Raw genomic sequence first — 16718 nt, 5'->3', positions numbered from 1 at the left:
CGGTTCGGATGCCTGCGGTGTCGGGTGCCTGCGGTTCGGATGCCTGCGGTGTCAGATGCCTGCGGTGTCGGATGAACGTACTGCTGGCCGTATGAACGCGATCGTACGGAAGGCGTCTCCGGCCGGGAGCGCCCTGTGGACAACTCCCGGCCTGTGGACAACTCCCGCCCTGCCGACCCCGCCTCACCCCACCTGGTTCTCCGCCCTCGCCCGCCCGTGCACCACGACGTCCCCGCCGTAGAAGAGGCCGGTGAAGACCGGGCTGTACGTCATCTGAACCTCGACCTCCACCTGTTGGGCGTCGGCGCTCACACAGTGGGTGGCCGCCACGTCCGCGCCGCGCAGGCCCAGCTCCCGGGCGAACTTCCGCACGCGGGCACCGCAGTTCTCGTAGCGGATGGGCGCCTCCTGGCCCGCGTACAGCCCCTCCCGGTCGATGTCCTGTGCCGCGTAGCGCGCCGCCTGCTCGGCGATGTCCGCGGCGCGTTCCCGCTTCGAGATGGACATGCCGCCGTCGATCACGAACGCGGCCAGGGTCAGGAAGACGAGCGCGAAGACGATGACCGCGCCCGCGCCCGACCCCCGGTCGTCCAGGCGGGCGCGGCGGGCGTCGAGCCAGGGCCGGGCCCGTGCCGCGTACGCGCGTGCCGCTCCCGTCCTCATGTCCCGGCCCTCCGCAGCGGATCGAGCGGCGAGCTGAACGTGGACTTCAGCGTGGTCGGCACGTCGAGGCCGAGCATCCCGAGGCCCCGCACCCGACAGCTCACCTCGACCGTGAAGAGGGAGTCGGGCCGGAACCCGGCGCTCTTCCGCACGACGTTCACGGGGCCGGAGCAGACGTCCTCCAGGTTCGCCGCCGCGGCCCTGCGCGCCTCGGTCATCGCCGTGCCCAGGTCCTTCTGGATGGAGCCCGCGCGGGCCGCGTCCCGCGCGGCCCCGTCGACGGCGCCGCGCCCGTCCACGAGCTGCCCGAAGGCCACCAGGACGAGGATGAACAGGATCATCACGGGCGCGAGGATGACGACTTCGACCGTGGACAGGCCGCCGTCCCCGGACCGGTGCGCGGCCGGTGGCCCGGCCTGGCCCGCGGGCCCCTCCGTGCCCGGCGGGCGCCGCCGGAGTCGACGGCCTGGTGCGGGCCGTCTCATCCGTCCTCCTCCACGAACCGCTCCACCGGGCCCGCCGACCGCGCGTGCACGGTCAGGTCGAGGCCCGGGAACACCGACGGCACGTTGGCGGTGATCTCCACGCCGACGGTGTTCTGTTCGGGCTGGATCGTCTTGACTCGCGGGCCGAGCACCAGCTCGGGCCCCAATTGGCTGATGTAGTCCTCGACGACGTCGTTCGCCTCGCCGCGCCAGCCGCCCGGGTTCTCGTCGGCCGTGGCGCGGGCCTTGCGCGCGCCCGCCTGGGCCGCGGCCTGGGCGACGTGGTCGGCGAAGAAGTACAGCGCGAACTGCACCGTCGCGAAGATCATGAAGAACAGCACCGGGGTGAGCAGCACGAACTCGATCGCGGTCATGCCGGACTCGCCGCGGGTGGAGGCGGCCTCCACGCGTCGGCGTACGCATCCGGGCATCCGGTCGCGGTGCGGCGCGGCTGCGCCCCGGCCCCCGTGGCCCCACATGGTCGTCGGTGTTCCGTCGCTCAGCAGGTCTTGCCCGCGTCGGCGCCCTCGATGCAGTCGCCGACCTTGTCGGCACCGCCCTTGAGGGCGTTGTTGATGATCGCGGCGACCACGCCGACGATCGCCACGACGACCGCCGAGATGATCACCCACTCGACCGCCGACGCGCCCCGGTCCAGCTCGCCGGAGCGCGCGCGGCGCACCCGGGTCCGCAGGAAGGTCACGAGGAAGTCGACCGCCGGGATGCCGGTGCTGACGTTCCGTCCGTTCATGGTGAGGGTCCTCTCAGGAAGCAGGATGGGGGGGCTCGTAGGGGCCCGCCCTTGGAGTGGGAGCGGAGGGTGGGGTTCAGACCTGGAACACGCGCATCGCCGCCGGGAAGATGAGGAAGACCAGGAACCCCGCGCACAGCAGCAGCTGGGCCACCAGCATCGACTGGGACTTCTCGCCCGCGCTGCCCTCGATCTCGGCGAGTTCGCGGTGGCGCATCGTCTCGGCGCGGGAGGCGAGCGACTCGCGCACCTTCGCGCCGTCGTCGGCCACGAGCGCCAGGGACGCGGAGAGGTCCTTGAGCTCCTCGACGCCCAGTTCCTCGCCGAGCGAACCGAGCGCCTGCCACTGGCTGATGCCGGTGATGCGGGCGTCCGCCAGGGCGTTCCTGATGCGTTGGGTCGCCCATCCGTCGGAGACCTCGGCGGCGGCCATGAGCGCCTCGGGCAGGCCGCGGCCGCCCGCCAGGCTCATGGCCACCAGGTCCAGATAGGCGCCGATCACACGGCGCAGGTCGCGGCGCTTCTCCTGCGCGTCCCGCCGCACCTCCAGGTCCGGCAGGAAGAAGAACAGCACCCCGAACATCAGGGCCAGCCAGACCGGGATGATCGGGCTGCGGCCGAAGCCGAGCGTCCACACGACGGCGAAGAGGAAGGGGCCGAAGAACACGCCCGCCACCGCGAGCAGCACCTTCGTCGCGAGGAACCTCTCCCAGCCGCGGTCGAGCACCGCGAGGTCGGCCCGCAGGGACCGCAGTTCCCAGCCCTGCTGGACGTAGAACTCCGCGACCCGGGCGCCCACCCGCGCGCGCAGCGTGCCGAAGCGCCCCGTGGCGTCCGCGTCCGCCGTGCGGTGCGCGGACTCGTACGCGGCGCCGCGGGCCCGCAGCGCGTCGATCCGGGCGACCGTGGCGACGGCGCTGCGTCTGCTCGGCAGCAGCGCCCGGACCAGGGCGAAGACGCCGAGGCCGAGCGTGGCGCCGATGAGGATCGGCCAGGTCAGGCTCATCGGCGTACCCCCTCGGTGGGCGTGTTCGTGTGCGGCGGCAGGGTCTGGGCCTGGCCCGGGGTGCCCTCGCCGCCCGCCGTCCGGGGGCGTACGAACTGCACGCCCGGCTCGTCGCGGACGAGGAACCGGTCCGGCGTCTCGACCGTCGACAGCTTGCGCAGCCACCAGAAGCCGAGCGCGAACAGGCCGCAGACACAGGCGAGGACGAGCTGGCCGACGGCCGTGCCGTACGGCGAGACGAACTCGCGGTTGAAGATCGAAAGGCCCAGGACGAAGGCGATCGAGACGGCGACGACGATCTGTACGGAGCGGCGCGTGGACGCGCGCTGCGCCATCACGCGCTGGCGCATGTCGACCTCCTCGCGCGCCGACTTGGCGAGCGCGCCGAGGACCTGGCGCAGACCGGGGCCGCGCAGTCGGGCGTTGAGGATCAGCGCGGCGACGATGATGTCGGCGGAGGCGTCGTCGATCTCGTCGGCGAGCACCTGGAGCGCGTCCGGCAGCGGCGTCCGCGCGCGCAACCGGTCCACGAGCGCGTCCAGATGCGGCCTGAGCACCGGCGCCGCGGCCCGCGCGGAGGCCGGAATGGCCTGCTCCAGGCCGACCGCGCCCGCGATGGTGTCGCGCAGCGACTCGGTCCAGGCGGCGAGCGCCTCGACCCGCTTCATCTGCGTCCGCTCCTCGGCGGCCCCGCCGAACAGCTTGTCCCAGAAGAAGACGAGGACACCGGAGGCGATGCCCGCGACCGCCCACCGGGTGAGCAGCAGCACGACGAGGCCGACGCCGACCGCGAGCGAGCCGCGCCGCCCGGCGAACCGGACGAGCTCGCTCATCCGCCGGCTGGCCCGCTGCCGCTCGTGCTCCGGCTTGGCGGGCAGCCCGCGCAGTGCGACGGCCAGCAGGGCGAGCCCGCCGCCGACGGCGACGCCGCAGGCGAGGCCGTAGAGCACGTTCAGCGAGAACAGACCGCCCGAGGATCCCAGCGCGTTCATGTGCTCACCCCCATTGGCCCGCGGGCCGGTAGCCGTACGCGACGAGGTCGTCCAGGCAGGCGATCGGGGCGTGGGCGAGGACGCGCCCGTCCGGGGCCCGGGCGAACACCTCGCTGGACAGGACCCGGCCGTCGACGCCGTTGACCTCGCGGACGGAGGTCACCACGCGCTGCAGCTTGCCGCCGGTCTGGTAGGTGTTGCGCCGCTGGATGAAGACGACGAAGTTCACCGCGCCCGCGACGAGCATCTGGCTCGCCTCGATCGGCAGCCGCTCGGTGGCCTGGAGCGCGTACGTGGAGATCCTGTTGAAGACCTCGCTGGAGCTGTTGGCGTGGATCGTGGACAGCGAGCCGTCGTTGCCCTGCGACATGGCGTTGAGCATGGTGACGATCTCGTCGCCGAGGACCTCGCCGACGATGACGCGCGAGGGGTTCATGCGCAGCGAGCGCCGCACCAGCTCGGCCATGCCGATGGCGCCCTGGCCCTCGGAGTTGGGCAGGCGCTCCTCGAAGGCCACGACGTTCGGGTGCAGATCGGCGAAGGTGTCGAGGCCGAGCTCCAGGGCGCGTTCGACGGTGATGAGGCGCTCGTGCGGCGGGATCTCGTTGGCGAGGGCGCGCAGGAGCGTGGTCTTCCCTGCGTTGGTGGCGCCCGCGATCATGATGTTCTTGCGCGCCCGCACGGCACAGGCCAGGAAGTGCGCGACGTCGGGCGTGAGCGTGCCGTTGCCGACGAGGTCGGACAGGAACACCTTGCCCATGCGGGCGCGGCGGATGGACAGGGCGGGCCGGCGGGCCACGTCCATGACGGCCGAGAGCCGGGACCCGTCGGGCAGGCGCAGGTCGAGCTGGGGATTGGCCGAGTCGAAGGGGCGCGACGACAGGCCGGAGTAGGCGCCGAGCACCTGGATGAGCTCGACCAGCTCCTCGTCGGTCTCGGCGACCGGCTCCGCGGTGACCTCGCGCCCGTCGGCGTATCCGACGAAGACCTGGTCGCAGCCGTTGATGTCGATGTTCTCGACCTCGGGGTCGTCGAGCAGCGGCTGGAGCCGGCCGACGCCGAAGAGCGCGGCGTGCACGGCGGCCGCGTACTGCTCCTCGGTCTCCGCGTCCAGGGGGGTGCGCCCGGCGTTGATCTCCGTGCGGGCGTGCTCCTCCAGTATCTGCGCGATGACGGCGCGGGCGTAGTGCCGCTCGTCCTCGTTCGACATCGGGGTGACGCCGGAGACCTGGTCGAGGCGGCGCTGTTCGGCGATGCGGTCGCCCGCGTCCTGCCGGAACCGCTTGACCAGCTGGTGGTCGACCGCGCTCACCGCCCGGCCCCCGCCCCTGCGGCGGGGCCCGACCAGGCGGCGCCGTAGCTCTGGTAGAGGTCGGCGGTCACCTTGCGCGCGGAGCGGATGAGCATCGACTTGTCGAGCCGCCCGCGGCGGCGTCCGGCCAGCTGTGCGGCGCCCGCGGGGTCGTCGGCGAGCGTGCCGACGACGCGGGCGCCGGTCTGCGCCGCCACCAGCATGTCGTTGACCTGGTGCACGAGCTTGGCGGAGTGCGCGGGGTCGGCGACGAGGACGACGCCGATGAGCGGCGTCGCGAGCGGGGCGGCCCCGCGCGGCCCGCCGTGCAGCCTGGCGGCCAGGGCGGCGGCGCGGTCCCGCACGCGGGCGAGCGACTCCGGCTCCGCGCGCGCCACCAGGAGCACGAGCGCGGCCTGCGGGAACATCTCGACCACCGGGCTGTCGCCGCTGATCCGGCCGCAGTCGGCGATGACGTCGGCGGGCGCCTGCGGCGAGTCGGCGAGCTGGGCGAAGGCCCGGCCGAGCGTCGGCCAGATCCCGGCGAGCCCGGCGGCCTGCTCGGAGACGCCGAGGCCCACGAGGACGTCGAGGCCGCCCGAGAGCGGCTGGGTGTGGTCCCACAGCTGGTCGGGGACGAGGCCGCGGCGCGCGGTCGCGGCGATCGACAGCATGCCGGTGTTCGGGTTGAGGGGCCCGCCGTGCGCGGCGGCGCTGCGGTAGACCAGGTCGCCGCCCGCGGGGTCGGTCTCCGCGACGAGCACGCGCCGCGGCCAGACGGCGGCGAGCGCGACGGACGCGGTGGTGACGCCGGGCGACCCCTTGTCGGCGGCGAGGGCGATGAGAGCCATGGGTGGTCTTCTCGCCCTTCTAGTTCTCGGAGGCGCCGGCGCGGCCGGGCACGACGACCAGGGAGACCTCGCCCGCGGACGCGGCGGCGGTGAGGGACGCGGCGTCGTCGGCGTCCACGAGGAGGGTGACGCTGAGGTTGCCGGTGCTGATGGTCGAGTCGTTCTTGCTGGCGACCGTGTTCACGCGCGCGTCGGCGACGATCGGCGTGCTGCCGCCCGCGCCGCCGCGCTCCGTGCCCTTGCCGCCGGAGCCATTGGCGGTCACGCGGTACGCGGCGACGGTGTCGCCCTGCTTCAGGGTCGAGGGGTACTGCCCCTCCTTGAGGGAGAGGCCGACCGTGGACTTGCCCGACGGCACGCCGCCGTCCACGGCGAACATCTGGCCCACGGCGACGGAGCCCGCCGGGATGGTGCTCTTGGCCTTGTAGTCCTCGAGCGTCTTGCGCTGCGACCACTTCACGTACTTGATGCCGGTGTCCTCGGCGACCAGGACGGGCGAGATGTTCACGCCCTCCTTCGGGGACTCCCCCGCGGGGATCTCCTTGGTGACCTTCACGACCTCGATCCGGTCACCGGCGCGCAGCACGAGCACGGTGGCGCCGAGCGCGCCCACGAGGATCAGCAGGACCGCCAGCGCGGCCAGCGCCGGTTTGCGCTCGCGAGGTGCGGTGGGAAGTCGCTCGCCGACCCCGGCCTGAGCCGCTACGCCGGTACGGTTTCCGCCCGCCCCCGTACGCTCTTGGATCTTCACGCAACCGCTCCCCGTACACCCAAGAAAAAACCGTCATTTGGACACCATCGAGGCACTTCGGCCCCACCTCGGCCGGGGTTCCCTTGGCCCGTCAGCCACAGGCGCAGTGTCAAGCCACCGCACCGTATCAGCAGCACATAAGCCCCTCAAGGCGCGTTTTGAATCGCGAAGCCCATGCGATCCACCGTTATTCACGCGCAATACGAGGTGCGCGGTTCCCCTTTCGGGGCCACACCTTGCAACACCCCTTGAATGTGCATATGCGAACCAAACCCCACCATGGGGGCGGGAGTTCACACCGGGGCGACAGGGGCGCCCCATGCGCCGCCAGCCACACGGGGGACGCGGCGCGCAAGGGCGGCGGTTCCCCTGATGCGCACGGGAATCCCGCTCCCCCGGGCCAGGGATGTCAGAAGTGTCCGTATTGGGGCGGGTGTTGAGCGAGAAGCCGCTGGTCGGAGAGTGAACCCCGGGTGGCCGTACGTCATCTGACAGATCGGCGCGCGGCTTCCGTGCGCCGATGCTCCACGGCTCAACACGTCAATAGTTCAACGGTTCCATAGTTCAACGAAAGAGAAATTCGACCCCCATGAGACTTTCCTTTCCCTCCCGCGCCGCCCGGCTCTCCCGCCCGAAGCGCGCCGCGGCCGCCGGTCTCGCCGGTGCCGCCGCCCTCGCGATGGTCGCCACCGGCGCCCCCGCCGCCCACGCCATCGTCGGCGGCACCGAGGTCTCCAACGACGCGTACCCGTTCATGGTCGCGGTCCTCGACAAGGGCCCCGGCCCCGTCAAGGACCGCCAGTTCTGCGGCGGCAGCCTGATCGCGCCGGACACCGTGATGACGGCCGCGCACTGCCTGGTCGACGACTCCCGCAAGCCGGTCAAGCCGAAGAGCATCCAGACGGCCATCGGCCGCACGGTCCTCTCCAACTCCCGGCAGGGCCAGATACGCAACGTGGCCAAGGGCGGCATCCTCGTCCACCCCCGCTACCTCCAGGGCAAGGACGCCTACGACGTGGCGTTCATCCAGCTCAGCAAGCCCGTGCGCGGCATCAGCGCGGTCAAGCTCCCCACCCAGGGCACCGACTCCCTGCTGCGCCCCGGCCAGAAGGCCACCGTGGCGGGCTGGGGCAACACGGACACCGACCTGACGCACCAGCCGGACCGGCTGCGCCAGGTCCGGGTGCCGATCCTGTCGCACGCCGAGTGCAGGACGAGCTACGGCGAGTACGACACCAAGCTCAACTTCTGCGCCGGGGTCGAGGGCAAGGACTCCTGCCAGGGCGACAGCGGCGGCCCCATCTTCCGCAAGGTCCCCGGCCGCGAGGCGCCCATCCTGATCGGCGTGGTCTCGTACGGCGAGGGCTGCGGCGACCAGGGCGCCCCCGGCGTCTACACGTCGACGAGCTCGGCGAAGCTGTGGAAGACGCTGGGTGACACGGCCGAGGCCAAGCGCGTCAAGCGCAGCCTGCACCGCGGCTGATCCGACGCCGCGCCGCTGACACGGCGTGCCGGTGCCCTTGCGGCAGGGGGCACCGGTACGCCGTATCGTTTCCGCCCGCTTCGGGGCCGGGGGCTACTCCCCCGTGGCCCCGTCGATCCGCTCCCGCAGCAGATCGGCCTGCCCGTTGTGCCGGGCGTACTCCTCGATCATGTGGATCAGGATGTGCCGCAGCGAGTACGCCGTGCCCTCGCGCTCGCCGGTGACCTCGAGGGAGGTCGCGGCCGCCGCCGTCGCCCGGGAGCGGTCGCACTCCGCGCGCCAGACGCGGAACGCCTCGTCGGGGTCGGCGGCGTCGACGTCCCACGCCGCGGAGCCGTCGTCCACGGGCCCCGCCCAGTGCGGCTTGTCCGGCTCCCCCAGGAACACGCACCGGAACCAGCCGCGCTCGACCTCGGCGAGGTGCCGCACCAGGCCGAGCAGGCTCAACGAAGAAGGGGGAACGGCCCACCGCCGGAGCCGGTCCGGGGTCAGGCCCGCGCACTTGAGGGCGAGGGTCTCGCGCTGGTAGTCGAGGAAGGCACTGAGCATCGCGCGTTCGTCGGCGACACCGGGCGGCTCAGTCCGGGCATCTGTGTGACCGTCATCACTGGGCATCGCCCCATCATGCCGAGTCCGCACCTCCCCCACCAGAGCCCGCGCACGCCCCCGTGCCCCGGGTCCCGCCCGGCCGCACCGCACGCGCTTGAGGCTGGTCAGGGCCGCATCGAGCATCTCGTACGCGGTCCGCGTCGCGCCGCCGCCGAAGGGGCCGTCGAGCCGGCGGAACCCGGGCGGAGAAGCCCGGGGCGGGATTACGTCGGAGGACGCTGCAATTCCGCCCGCTTTCTCAGCATTGCGCCCCGCTGTAGGGCAGTTCACTCTGGCGAAACCACGCACCCCACCGTTAGCGTCATGCCCCCTGACAGCACGTCCGCCTCATTCGGGGAGAAGACCGTGAAGCGCCGCACTGTGCCCCTTGCCGCCGCATTCGCCGTCACCGCGGCTCTGCTGCTGACGGCTTGCGGCGGGGACGAAAGCTCCGACGGCGCCAAGGACGGCGGGAAAATCGCCGGGGCGGACGAGGGCGGCGGGAAGAAGAAGGACGCGCCGTCGTCGACGGCGCCCCCGGACGGCCCCGCCGACCGCCCCGCGGCCGATCTCCCGGCCGATGTGAAGAACGTCTTCGAGAGCTGGAAGACCGGCGATCCGGCCAAGGACGCCGCGCTCGCCGACGCGCGGCGGCGCATCGACGCGACCGACGCGGCCATCGTCGACGGCGCGTCCGAATCCGCGGCCATTCCCTTCTACTACCGGGGAGAAGCCCTCGTCGGAGCCGCCGAATGGATCGCCGGATTCAAGAAGAACGGCCTGTCCATCACGGGCACCACGCGCTATTACGCACCCCAGGTCACACCTCACGGAAAAACCGCCGTCGGCATTCGGTACTGCGCCGACGAAAGCAAGGCGTACACCAAGAGCCGAAAGACCGGAAAGACCGACAAGACGCCTGTCACCGACAAGTCGTACGTGCTCTACAACACCCGTCTCGACAAGAACAAGCAAGGCGTCTGGCAGACCACGATGCTCAGCTCGGAGAGAGGGAACGCGAAGTGCACGCCATGATCACACGCAGGTCGTGGGCGGTGGCCGGGCTGACGGCCGCCGCCACGCTGCTGCTGGTGCCGGGCCCCGCGCACGCGGACAGATCCCCCGGCAGCGGCTCCCAGGGGAACGCCGACTCCGGCGGGGGCCGCGAGGGGCAGGACATCGTGTCCGTCATCCGCTTCTCGGGCGCGACGCGCGGCGGTGGTGACAGCGGGGGCGGCGGCGCCCTCAAGCCCGTCGGCGACTGGTCGCCGCCCGCCTGCTGGTACGAGCCGCGCACCGCCGAGCAGTTCCGCGACCAGGTCGAGCGGAACTACGAGAGCACCGTCAACTTCCCCGGTCAGCACAGCTACGCGAAGGCCGCCGTCGCGCAGTTCCGCAGCAAGTACAAGGACGGCGAGTACAAGAACTACAACCTCAAGGAGAAGGACGAGGGCAACTGGTGGGTGGCCGTGCGCGACCCGGACCGGTGGCTGGAGGACGCGGCGCAGAAGTGCGACAAGGAGCCCTTCTGGGTCGAGAACGGCGACCCGCCGCCGGTGGCGAACGCCCTCACCCCCGAGCTCCTCGCCGAGCTCGCCTACAACCGCCTTCGCCTTCCCGACACGAAGGTCAGCCTCGCGCCCGAGGACACCACCAAGGTCAACCTGCCCACGTGGGCGTGGCTGGACGAGGCCGAGTTCAAGCCGGTGTCCGTGACGGCCTCCGTCGACGTGCCCGGCCTCGACCTGCGGGCCACCACCACGGCCCGGCCCGACGCCCTGCGGCTCGCCCCCGGCACGCCCGACGCGCGCACGCACCCCGCGTCCGGCGAGTGCGCGCCCCACGGCGACGGCTCCATCGGCACGCCCTACCGCAAGGGCAGGTCCGACGAGACCCCGCCGTGCGGCCTCACCTATCTGCGCTCCTCCGGCAAGGGGACGTTCAAGCTCCAGGCCACGATCACCTGGAAGGTCAGCTGGACGGGGACGGGCAACGCGGGGCCCAACGGGCTGCCGAGCGGCTCGTTCGGCTCGGATCAGCCGGTGGCGGTGGAGGAGGTCCAGTCGGTGAACCGCTGAGGGGTTCGAGGGGCGCGCTGTCCGCCGAGCGGCACCTCTGCGCCTCCCCTCGCCCCGAACGCGCCCTCCCCCTCTCTCCACTTGACGCATACGGACTCCAACTGCCTTGGCGCATCCCGATGTTCACATCAGCGAATCCGCTGATAACGTCGGACGCTCCACGCGAGCTGAAGGAGCCTGTACCGAAGCATGAGCGACTTACGCCTGGACGGCACGGTCTTCGAGGACCTGAGGAAGACCTTCACCACGATCAGCGACCGGATGGACGCGGCACGCCGCGTCCTCCACGGCACCGACGCGACGGCCGTCGGCGCGGGGCGGCTCGTCGAGGAGGTCCACGACTTCGCCGACGAGTGGGGCTACGGCATCAAGCAGCTCCGCAAGCACACCGGCGGCGCGGTCAGGATGATCGACAAGATCGACGAGGAGTTCGGCAAGCTGGACCTGGCGCTCGCCGCGTCCCTGAAGTCCGCCCGGCCGCCGCGGCGGGACCGCTGACGTGTCCGGCGGACGCCCCGCCTTCCCGCACATCGGCTGGGACCCGACGCCCGGCGACGTCCAGGACACCCGGGACCTCGCCCGGAAGCTGGGCGGCCTCGCCCGTGAACTCGGCACGTCCGTACGGGAGCTGGAGCGCATCGAGTGCGGGGCCTGGAAGGGCGAGGCCGCGCGCGCGTTCGTCGAGTACGTCGGCGCGGACGTGGCCCCGCTCATCCGCAAGAGCCACGAGTCCTTCGGCAGGGCGTCGCGGGCGCTGTACCGGTGGGCCCGGGAGCTCCAGGAGTTCCAGGACGAGGCCGACCGGCTCGAGAAGGCCGCCGGGGACAAGCTGGAGGCCCGCGGCAGGGCCGAGGCGCAGGCCGACGGCAAGGGCAGCAAGGCCCTGGCCGAGGCCTCCGGTGACGTCACCCACGTCACCGGCCAGGTCCACGACCTGGAGGACCGCTACGCGCGTGCCGCCGACGCCATCACCCGGGAGCTCGACAAGGCCGGCGACATCGCCCCCGACGAGCCCGGCTTCTGGGACCGGCTCACCAAGGGGATCGCGGACGCGTGGGACGCCACGGGGAAGTGGCTGAAGGACCACGCGGACACCATCAAGCTGATCGGTGACCTGCTGAGTGACCTCAGCGGTGTACTGGGCATGCTCGCCATCATCACCGCGCCCTTCGAACCGGTGGGCGCCGTCCTCGCGACGGCCGCGGTGCTGACGAGCGGACTCGCGCTGGTGACTCACCTCACGGCCAAAGCCGCCGGCGCGGAGGTGAACTGGCTGTCCATCGGGTTCGACGCCCTGGGGACGATCCCTGGAGTCAGTGCCTTCACCAGGGGCGTCAAGGTGGCGAGCCGCGCCCAGGCGACGGTACGTGCCACCCAGCTCGGCCGGGGTTTCCACAGCATGGACACCGTCGGACGGAACGTCGTGGGTATGGGTGACAACGTCATCGGTGGGATGACGCGCACCATCCGAGGGCGGCAGATCACGATCGGCGGCCACAAGCTCGGCGCTGTGATCAAGACCGAGGGCGGCCTCATGAACCGGATGAACCTGCTGACCGAGCAGACGATCCGTGGCGGGCAGCTGGTCGGCACCAAGGGAATTCCCGGTCTACGGAACATCGACTCCATGAGCACCTTGGGCAGGGGCATCGACGCCGGCATCAAGATCGGTCTCAAGGCGGTCCCCATATCCCTTCACGCCCAAGAACTGATGAACCCCGGTGACCGGCTTGAGGAATCAGCGAAGGCACACTGAGAGGACAGCTGCTGTGGACTGGCAACTGCCGCACGGAGAAGCCGTGCACACCCGGCACGACATCGCCTTCGCCACGGGGCTTGCCCCGAAGGTCGCCGGGCTGCGTTCCTTCCGGGACCCCGACGGGCGGGACATCGAAACGGAGCTGACCGGCAGCGGATGGCCGCCCGGCCCCGGCTTCCAGCCCCGCGACAAGGGCGGGCGGTCCGGCGTGCGGGTCCTGGACGTCGTTCTGCTCGGAGTCCCACGGCTGATCAACGCGATCTCGAATGCCGCTGGTCCCGGCGGCTCCCTGGTGAAGGAGCCGAAGGGGCTGGGGCAGTCGCGGGAGCCGCATTTCGAAGTCGATGACTTTCCCGTGGTGTATGCCGGGACGGGTGCCGTGGCCCGCACTCTTCCCTGGCAACTCGACCCCGCACGGCGGCCGAAGGGGTACCGCACCGACCTTTTGCTGACCGATCGGCGTCTGGTGATTCTCGGCCTCCCCACCGGAAGTGATCCGACTTCGGCGCAGGAACTGTGGAGCCTGCCCCGAAGCAATGTGGCAGGCGCCGAGCTGATGACATTCTCCCAAGGTCCGTCCGATGTCCGGCTGCGCTTCACCGACGAGTCCTGGACCCGCTGGTGCGTCCGTGATGCTGACCGGCTCGTGAGTCATGTCCGCGGAGAGAGAAGACCCGTCACGCGTGACCGCCTCACGCCTCAACAGCGTGCGCGCGTAGCCGCATTGATGACCGATCCGCCTCTTGAAGCGGGACGGTCACTCGGCAAGGTGCACCCTGTCGAGGAGGAACCACAACTGGAACTCCTCTCCGGCGGAGTCGTCGCCGTCCACCTCCAGGTTCCGCTCTCGAACGGCAGCCGCATCCCGCTGACCGAGCATCTGGATCCGTCCGGTGCCGACGTAGCTCCGGAGGGAGGGAATCCATGACCTCGGCACCGCAGCCGACGGGCGAGGACATCGCCCCGGTCCTTCTTCCTCCGCTGACGTTCGTCGTGCCGGACGGATTCCACGATGTTCCCGTCGACGCCTCGGCCGACGAACGCCCGGAGTCCGCTGCCGCGTTCGTACGCGGCCTCTACCCGGGGGGAGACGCCGAACTCTGGGGGTCGGCCGCCCCGTACTACGAACGGGTCACCACGCTGCTGTCGACCGCCGGGCTGCTCTACTCAGGTCTGGGAATCTTCGGTCTGGGTGAGGAGGGGGTGGCCCACTGCTCCTTGTCGGTGGCCGTCTGCGCATCGCGGCACGACGATACGGAGACGGCCGCTCAAGGAATGCTGGCCGTGCTCTCCGGCGACCCCCTGAATGACGCGCGCTGGCTCGATCTGCCCTGCGGGCCGGCCATTTCGTGCGTATCCATGCGCGAGCTCTCCGTGGCTGCCGAGCAGACGACGGCATCCGAGGAACAGCCAAAGATCATAACGGGGCAGATCCAGGTATACCTGCCCTTCCCCACCGGCCCCTACATGGCGGTCTTCACCCTCAGTACCGCGTCCATGCAGTGTTGGGGAGAGTTCTGCGACATGCTCACCGCAATCCTCCAGACGGCCTCGTTCACCGATCCCGACGCCCCCGACCACGCCTGAGCGACGTGACGGCGGCTCCCCCGGACGACGGCGGAATTGTCCGCCCCCCTCCCCCACTAAGAAACAAATTGGCGACAGCCCTGTCCGCTTGGGGCGGCTAAGTCACGGCATATCGCGCCCTGTTGCCACGGGTGTGTCTGGCGAGATCTCGATGGTCGCGGATACCTTATTTCCTCTTGTCCGGGCCCTCGTAGGACCGCTCGGTCCGGAGGTCCGTCAGGCGTACGGGACGAGCAGGTACGGGGGAACCGATGAGTGACAGGACGAGGGCGGATCTCGGGATGATCCGGGACTGCTCGGACGCGTTGTTCCGGATTCACCGGGAGTTCAAGGAGAACAGCAACCCGGCCGACGAGTACGGCGACGCGCTCGGCAGCAAGAAGCTCCGGGACGTCTTCGACGACTTCTCCGGCACGTGGAAGAAGACGCGGAAGAAGCTGATGGCGGACATCGAGAAGCTCGCCAAGTTCACCGACTCCGCGGCGGACACGTACGACAAGGTCGACCACGAGCTGGCCGAGGCCCTCCGCAACGCCCGCAAGGAAGCCAAGGAAGCCAAGGGGAAGAAGTGACGCGCCCGACCGACTGGGAGCCGCTGCACGACGGCGACCCCGTTCCCGGTGATCCGTACGAGGTCGCGCGGCTCGGCAAGGAGCTGCGGAACATGGCCGACGAGATCGACAAGCAGGCCCGCAACATCAAGGCCCTCTCGTCGGTGGAGAGCTGGGACAGCGACGCCGGGCGCGCCTTCCACGAGATCGCGGACGGCACGTCGGGCCGGCTGAAGCGTTCCTTCGAACGGTACGACGAGGCCGCCAAGGCCCTGGGCACGAAGGTCGTCGAGGGCGACACGGAGTCCAAGGAGTACGCCAGCGAGCTGTACCGCGCGCAGAAGGTGGCCGACAAGGCCCTGGAGAAGTACCGCGCGGCGCGCTCCGACCAGCAGACCGCGGTCGGCGACCTGGACAAGTACAAGGGCACCGTGCCGAGCAAGGACGACATCGGGGACCGCACGCGCCTGGAGAAGCAGCGCGACGAGGCGATGAGCGTCATCCGTGACTGCCACGGCGACATCGCGCGCGCGAAGAGCATCCGCGACGACGCCGCGAGCGCGGCGGCCAAGCACATCAAGAACATCATCCACCACGACGGCGTCCGCGACCCGGGCGGCTTCATGAACTGGCTGGCGGACTGGGCCGACCGGTTCTCGAACCTGTCGGCGATCTTCGCGATCCTGGCGGTGATCTGTACGTTCGTGCCACCGCTGCAAGTGCTCGCCCCGGTCTTCGCCGCCCTGTCCGTGGTGTGCAGCGCGGCGGCGCTCGCGGGGCACGCGTACGACATGTTCAAGCGGGGCGGGAAGCTCAACCTCCTGAAGCTGGGCCTGGACGTGCTCGGCGTCATGCCGGGCCTCGGCGCCCTGAAGGGGTTCGGCGCGCTCAAGGGCCTCAAGGGCCTGGCGAAGCTGCGCGGGGTCCGCTTCAGCGGCCTGGGCGCGCTCAAGGGCGTGGGGTTCAAGTTCAACAACGGCATCGCCGTGAACCTCACCAACAAGATCCTCACCAAGGCGAAGCAGATGCCCATCGCGGGCGAGAAGATCACCGCGGGCATCAAGACGGCCGGGTTCGGCAGCGCCCTGTACAAGATCTTCACGGGCAAGGACGGCGCCCGCACCGGCGACCCGGGCGACCCGGTGAAGCCGGCGAACCTGCCGCGGCCCTCGCCGCGCCCCGCGCCCACGCCCTCGCCGACGCCCTTCCGCACCGCGATGGCGCAGTAGCCGTGTCCGCGCCCTTCGACGATCGGCCCCCCGGGCCCGGCGAGTACCGGGCCCGGGGGGACCTCGTCCGGTCGCTGGTCCCGGGCGCCGTGCTCGCCGCGGTGCCCGCCGCGCGCGCGGCCGCCGAGGCCGAGGGACACCGGCTGCGGTTCGACTTCCTCGACGACGCGGCGGTCCTTGAGCTGCTGCGCCTCCGCCACCTCGACGAGGCGGCGCTGCACCGGGCCGGAGTGCGCCTCGGCGTCCCGACCGCGCTCGTCGCCTTCGCGCTGTTCGCGGGCTGGGGCGCCTACGCGCAGCACTGGGAGCCGGGCCGGGACCAGTACCTGTACTACGGCCTGTGCGGCGCGGTCGGCGTCCTCGTCGTCGTCCTGTACGCCGTCACGCTGACCCGGCACTGGGGCAGCCGACCGCGCCAGCGGGTGCGGGCGCGGGCGGCCGCGTACCGCAGGATCGCGCACCTCGCCCGCGACGGCGGGGCCCCGCTGCCGGACGCGTACCCGCACTACGGCCCGTATCCGTTCGCGGCCCGCTACCGCCCCGAAGCCGCCACCGACGACGGCGACGGTGGCGCCGCCGACCTGGACATGCCCGCAGACCGGCGCGGAGGTCCGCCCGGCGCGCCCGATGGGAAAGGCCCCCGATGAGTTCCG

The 16718-nt window shown here is 71.2% G+C and carries 20 protein-coding genes; 10 read left to right on the top strand and 10 right to left on the bottom strand.

What is annotated here, in order from left to right:
* Positions 1 to 183: 183 nt before the first annotated feature.
* The 9 genes from C9F11_RS24190 to C9F11_RS24150 all read right to left on the bottom strand — a co-directional run bounded on the left by C9F11_RS24190 (position 184) and on the right by C9F11_RS24150 (position 6790).
* Positions 184 to 663, bottom strand: coding sequence for a pilus assembly protein TadG-related protein (locus C9F11_RS24190; protein WP_138961235.1), 480 nt, complete (start codon positions 661 to 663; stop codon positions 184 to 186).
* Complete coding sequence (locus C9F11_RS24185; RefSeq protein WP_138961234.1) at positions 660 to 1148, bottom strand: TadE/TadG family type IV pilus assembly protein; 489 nt, start codon at positions 1146 to 1148, stop codon at positions 660 to 662. Before C9F11_RS24185 ends, C9F11_RS24190 begins: the two co-directional genes overlap by 4 nt.
* On the bottom strand, positions 1145 to 1579 hold the full coding sequence (locus C9F11_RS24180; protein WP_171075828.1) for a TadE family protein: 435 nt from the start codon (positions 1577 to 1579) through the stop codon (positions 1145 to 1147). Before C9F11_RS24180 ends, C9F11_RS24185 begins: the two co-directional genes overlap by 4 nt.
* Before the next feature lie 68 nt (positions 1580 to 1647).
* Positions 1648 to 1899: a hypothetical protein gene (locus C9F11_RS24175; RefSeq protein WP_138961232.1), complete on the bottom strand. Its 252-nt coding sequence runs from the start codon at positions 1897 to 1899 to the stop codon at positions 1648 to 1650.
* Positions 1900 to 1975: 76 nt separating this feature from the next.
* The gene (locus tag C9F11_RS24170; RefSeq protein WP_138961231.1) at positions 1976 to 2905 is read right to left on the bottom strand and encodes a type II secretion system F family protein; all 930 of its coding nucleotides are present in this window, start codon (positions 2903 to 2905) and stop codon (positions 1976 to 1978) included.
* On the bottom strand, positions 2902 to 3897 hold the full coding sequence (locus C9F11_RS24165; RefSeq protein ID WP_138961230.1) for a type II secretion system F family protein: 996 nt from the start codon (positions 3895 to 3897) through the stop codon (positions 2902 to 2904). The genes C9F11_RS24170 and C9F11_RS24165 overlap by 4 nt, the downstream gene beginning before the upstream one ends.
* Positions 3898 to 3901: 4 nt before the next feature.
* The gene (locus tag C9F11_RS24160) at positions 3902 to 5209 is read right to left on the bottom strand and encodes an ATPase, T2SS/T4P/T4SS family (protein ID WP_138961229.1); all 1308 of its coding nucleotides are present in this window, start codon (positions 5207 to 5209) and stop codon (positions 3902 to 3904) included.
* Positions 5206 to 6039: a hypothetical protein gene (locus tag C9F11_RS24155; protein ID WP_138961228.1), complete on the bottom strand. Its 834-nt coding sequence runs from the start codon at positions 6037 to 6039 to the stop codon at positions 5206 to 5208. The genes C9F11_RS24160 and C9F11_RS24155 overlap by 4 nt, the downstream gene beginning before the upstream one ends.
* Positions 6040 to 6058: 19 nt before the next feature.
* Positions 6059 to 6790, bottom strand: coding sequence for a hypothetical protein (locus C9F11_RS24150; protein ID WP_138961227.1), 732 nt, complete (start codon positions 6788 to 6790; stop codon positions 6059 to 6061).
* Between the two features lie 589 nt (positions 6791 to 7379).
* On the opposite strand from C9F11_RS24150, the gene C9F11_RS24145 reads away from it, so the two are divergent.
* Positions 7380 to 8273 (top strand): serine protease, encoded by an 894-nt coding sequence (locus C9F11_RS24145; protein WP_138961226.1) that lies wholly within the window; start codon positions 7380 to 7382, stop codon positions 8271 to 8273.
* A gap of 93 nt (positions 8274 to 8366) precedes the next feature.
* On the opposite strand, the gene C9F11_RS24140 is transcribed toward C9F11_RS24145, so the two are convergent.
* Complete coding sequence (locus tag C9F11_RS24140; RefSeq protein ID WP_138961225.1) at positions 8367 to 8888, bottom strand: DinB family protein; 522 nt, start codon at positions 8886 to 8888, stop codon at positions 8367 to 8369.
* A 297-nt stretch (positions 8889 to 9185) separates the two neighbouring features.
* Between C9F11_RS24140 and C9F11_RS24135 the strand changes: the two genes are divergently transcribed.
* The 9 genes from C9F11_RS24135 to C9F11_RS24095 all read left to right on the top strand — a co-directional run bounded on the left by C9F11_RS24135 (position 9186) and on the right by C9F11_RS24095 (position 16712).
* Positions 9186 to 9896: a hypothetical protein gene (locus tag C9F11_RS24135; RefSeq protein WP_249401864.1), complete on the top strand. Its 711-nt coding sequence runs from the start codon at positions 9186 to 9188 to the stop codon at positions 9894 to 9896.
* On the top strand, positions 9893 to 10939 hold the full coding sequence (locus tag C9F11_RS24130; protein WP_171075827.1) for a hypothetical protein: 1047 nt from the start codon (positions 9893 to 9895) through the stop codon (positions 10937 to 10939). Before C9F11_RS24135 ends, C9F11_RS24130 begins: the two co-directional genes overlap by 4 nt.
* A 189-nt stretch (positions 10940 to 11128) precedes the next feature.
* Positions 11129 to 11437 carry a hypothetical protein gene (locus C9F11_RS24125; protein ID WP_138961224.1) on the top strand — a complete coding sequence of 103 codons (309 nt, stop codon included), beginning with the start codon at positions 11129 to 11131 and terminating at the stop codon, positions 11435 to 11437.
* A gap of 1 nt (position 11438) precedes the next feature.
* Positions 11439 to 12695 (top strand): enoyl-CoA hydratase/isomerase family protein, encoded by a 1257-nt coding sequence (locus tag C9F11_RS24120; protein ID WP_138961223.1) that lies wholly within the window; start codon positions 11439 to 11441, stop codon positions 12693 to 12695.
* Positions 12696 to 12708: 13 nt separating this feature from the next.
* Positions 12709 to 13626, top strand: coding sequence for a hypothetical protein (locus C9F11_RS24115; RefSeq protein ID WP_138961222.1), 918 nt, complete (start codon positions 12709 to 12711; stop codon positions 13624 to 13626).
* Positions 13623 to 14285, top strand: coding sequence for a hypothetical protein (locus C9F11_RS24110; protein WP_138961221.1), 663 nt, complete (start codon positions 13623 to 13625; stop codon positions 14283 to 14285). The genes C9F11_RS24115 and C9F11_RS24110 overlap by 4 nt, the downstream gene beginning before the upstream one ends.
* Positions 14286 to 14536: 251 nt before the next feature.
* Positions 14537 to 14857 (top strand): hypothetical protein, encoded by a 321-nt coding sequence (locus tag C9F11_RS24105; RefSeq protein ID WP_138961220.1) that lies wholly within the window; start codon positions 14537 to 14539, stop codon positions 14855 to 14857.
* A complete protein-coding gene (locus tag C9F11_RS24100) occupies positions 14854 to 16065 on the top strand; it encodes a putative T7SS-secreted protein (protein ID WP_138961219.1) in 1212 nt (403 codons plus the stop codon). The genes C9F11_RS24105 and C9F11_RS24100 overlap by 4 nt, the downstream gene beginning before the upstream one ends.
* A gap of 2 nt (positions 16066 to 16067) precedes the next feature.
* Positions 16068 to 16712, top strand: a complete 645-nt coding sequence (locus C9F11_RS24095) for a hypothetical protein (RefSeq protein WP_212767827.1) — start codon at positions 16068 to 16070, stop codon at positions 16710 to 16712.
* The last annotated feature ends 6 nt before the right edge of the window (positions 16713 to 16718 follow it).

It is taken from the genome of Streptomyces sp. YIM 121038 (assembly GCF_006088715.1).
Lineage (GTDB): Bacteria > Actinomycetota > Actinomycetes > Streptomycetales > Streptomycetaceae > Streptomyces.
Note: the sequence above shows the minus strand (reverse complement) of the source record. Positions and strands in the feature narration are given on the sequence as shown.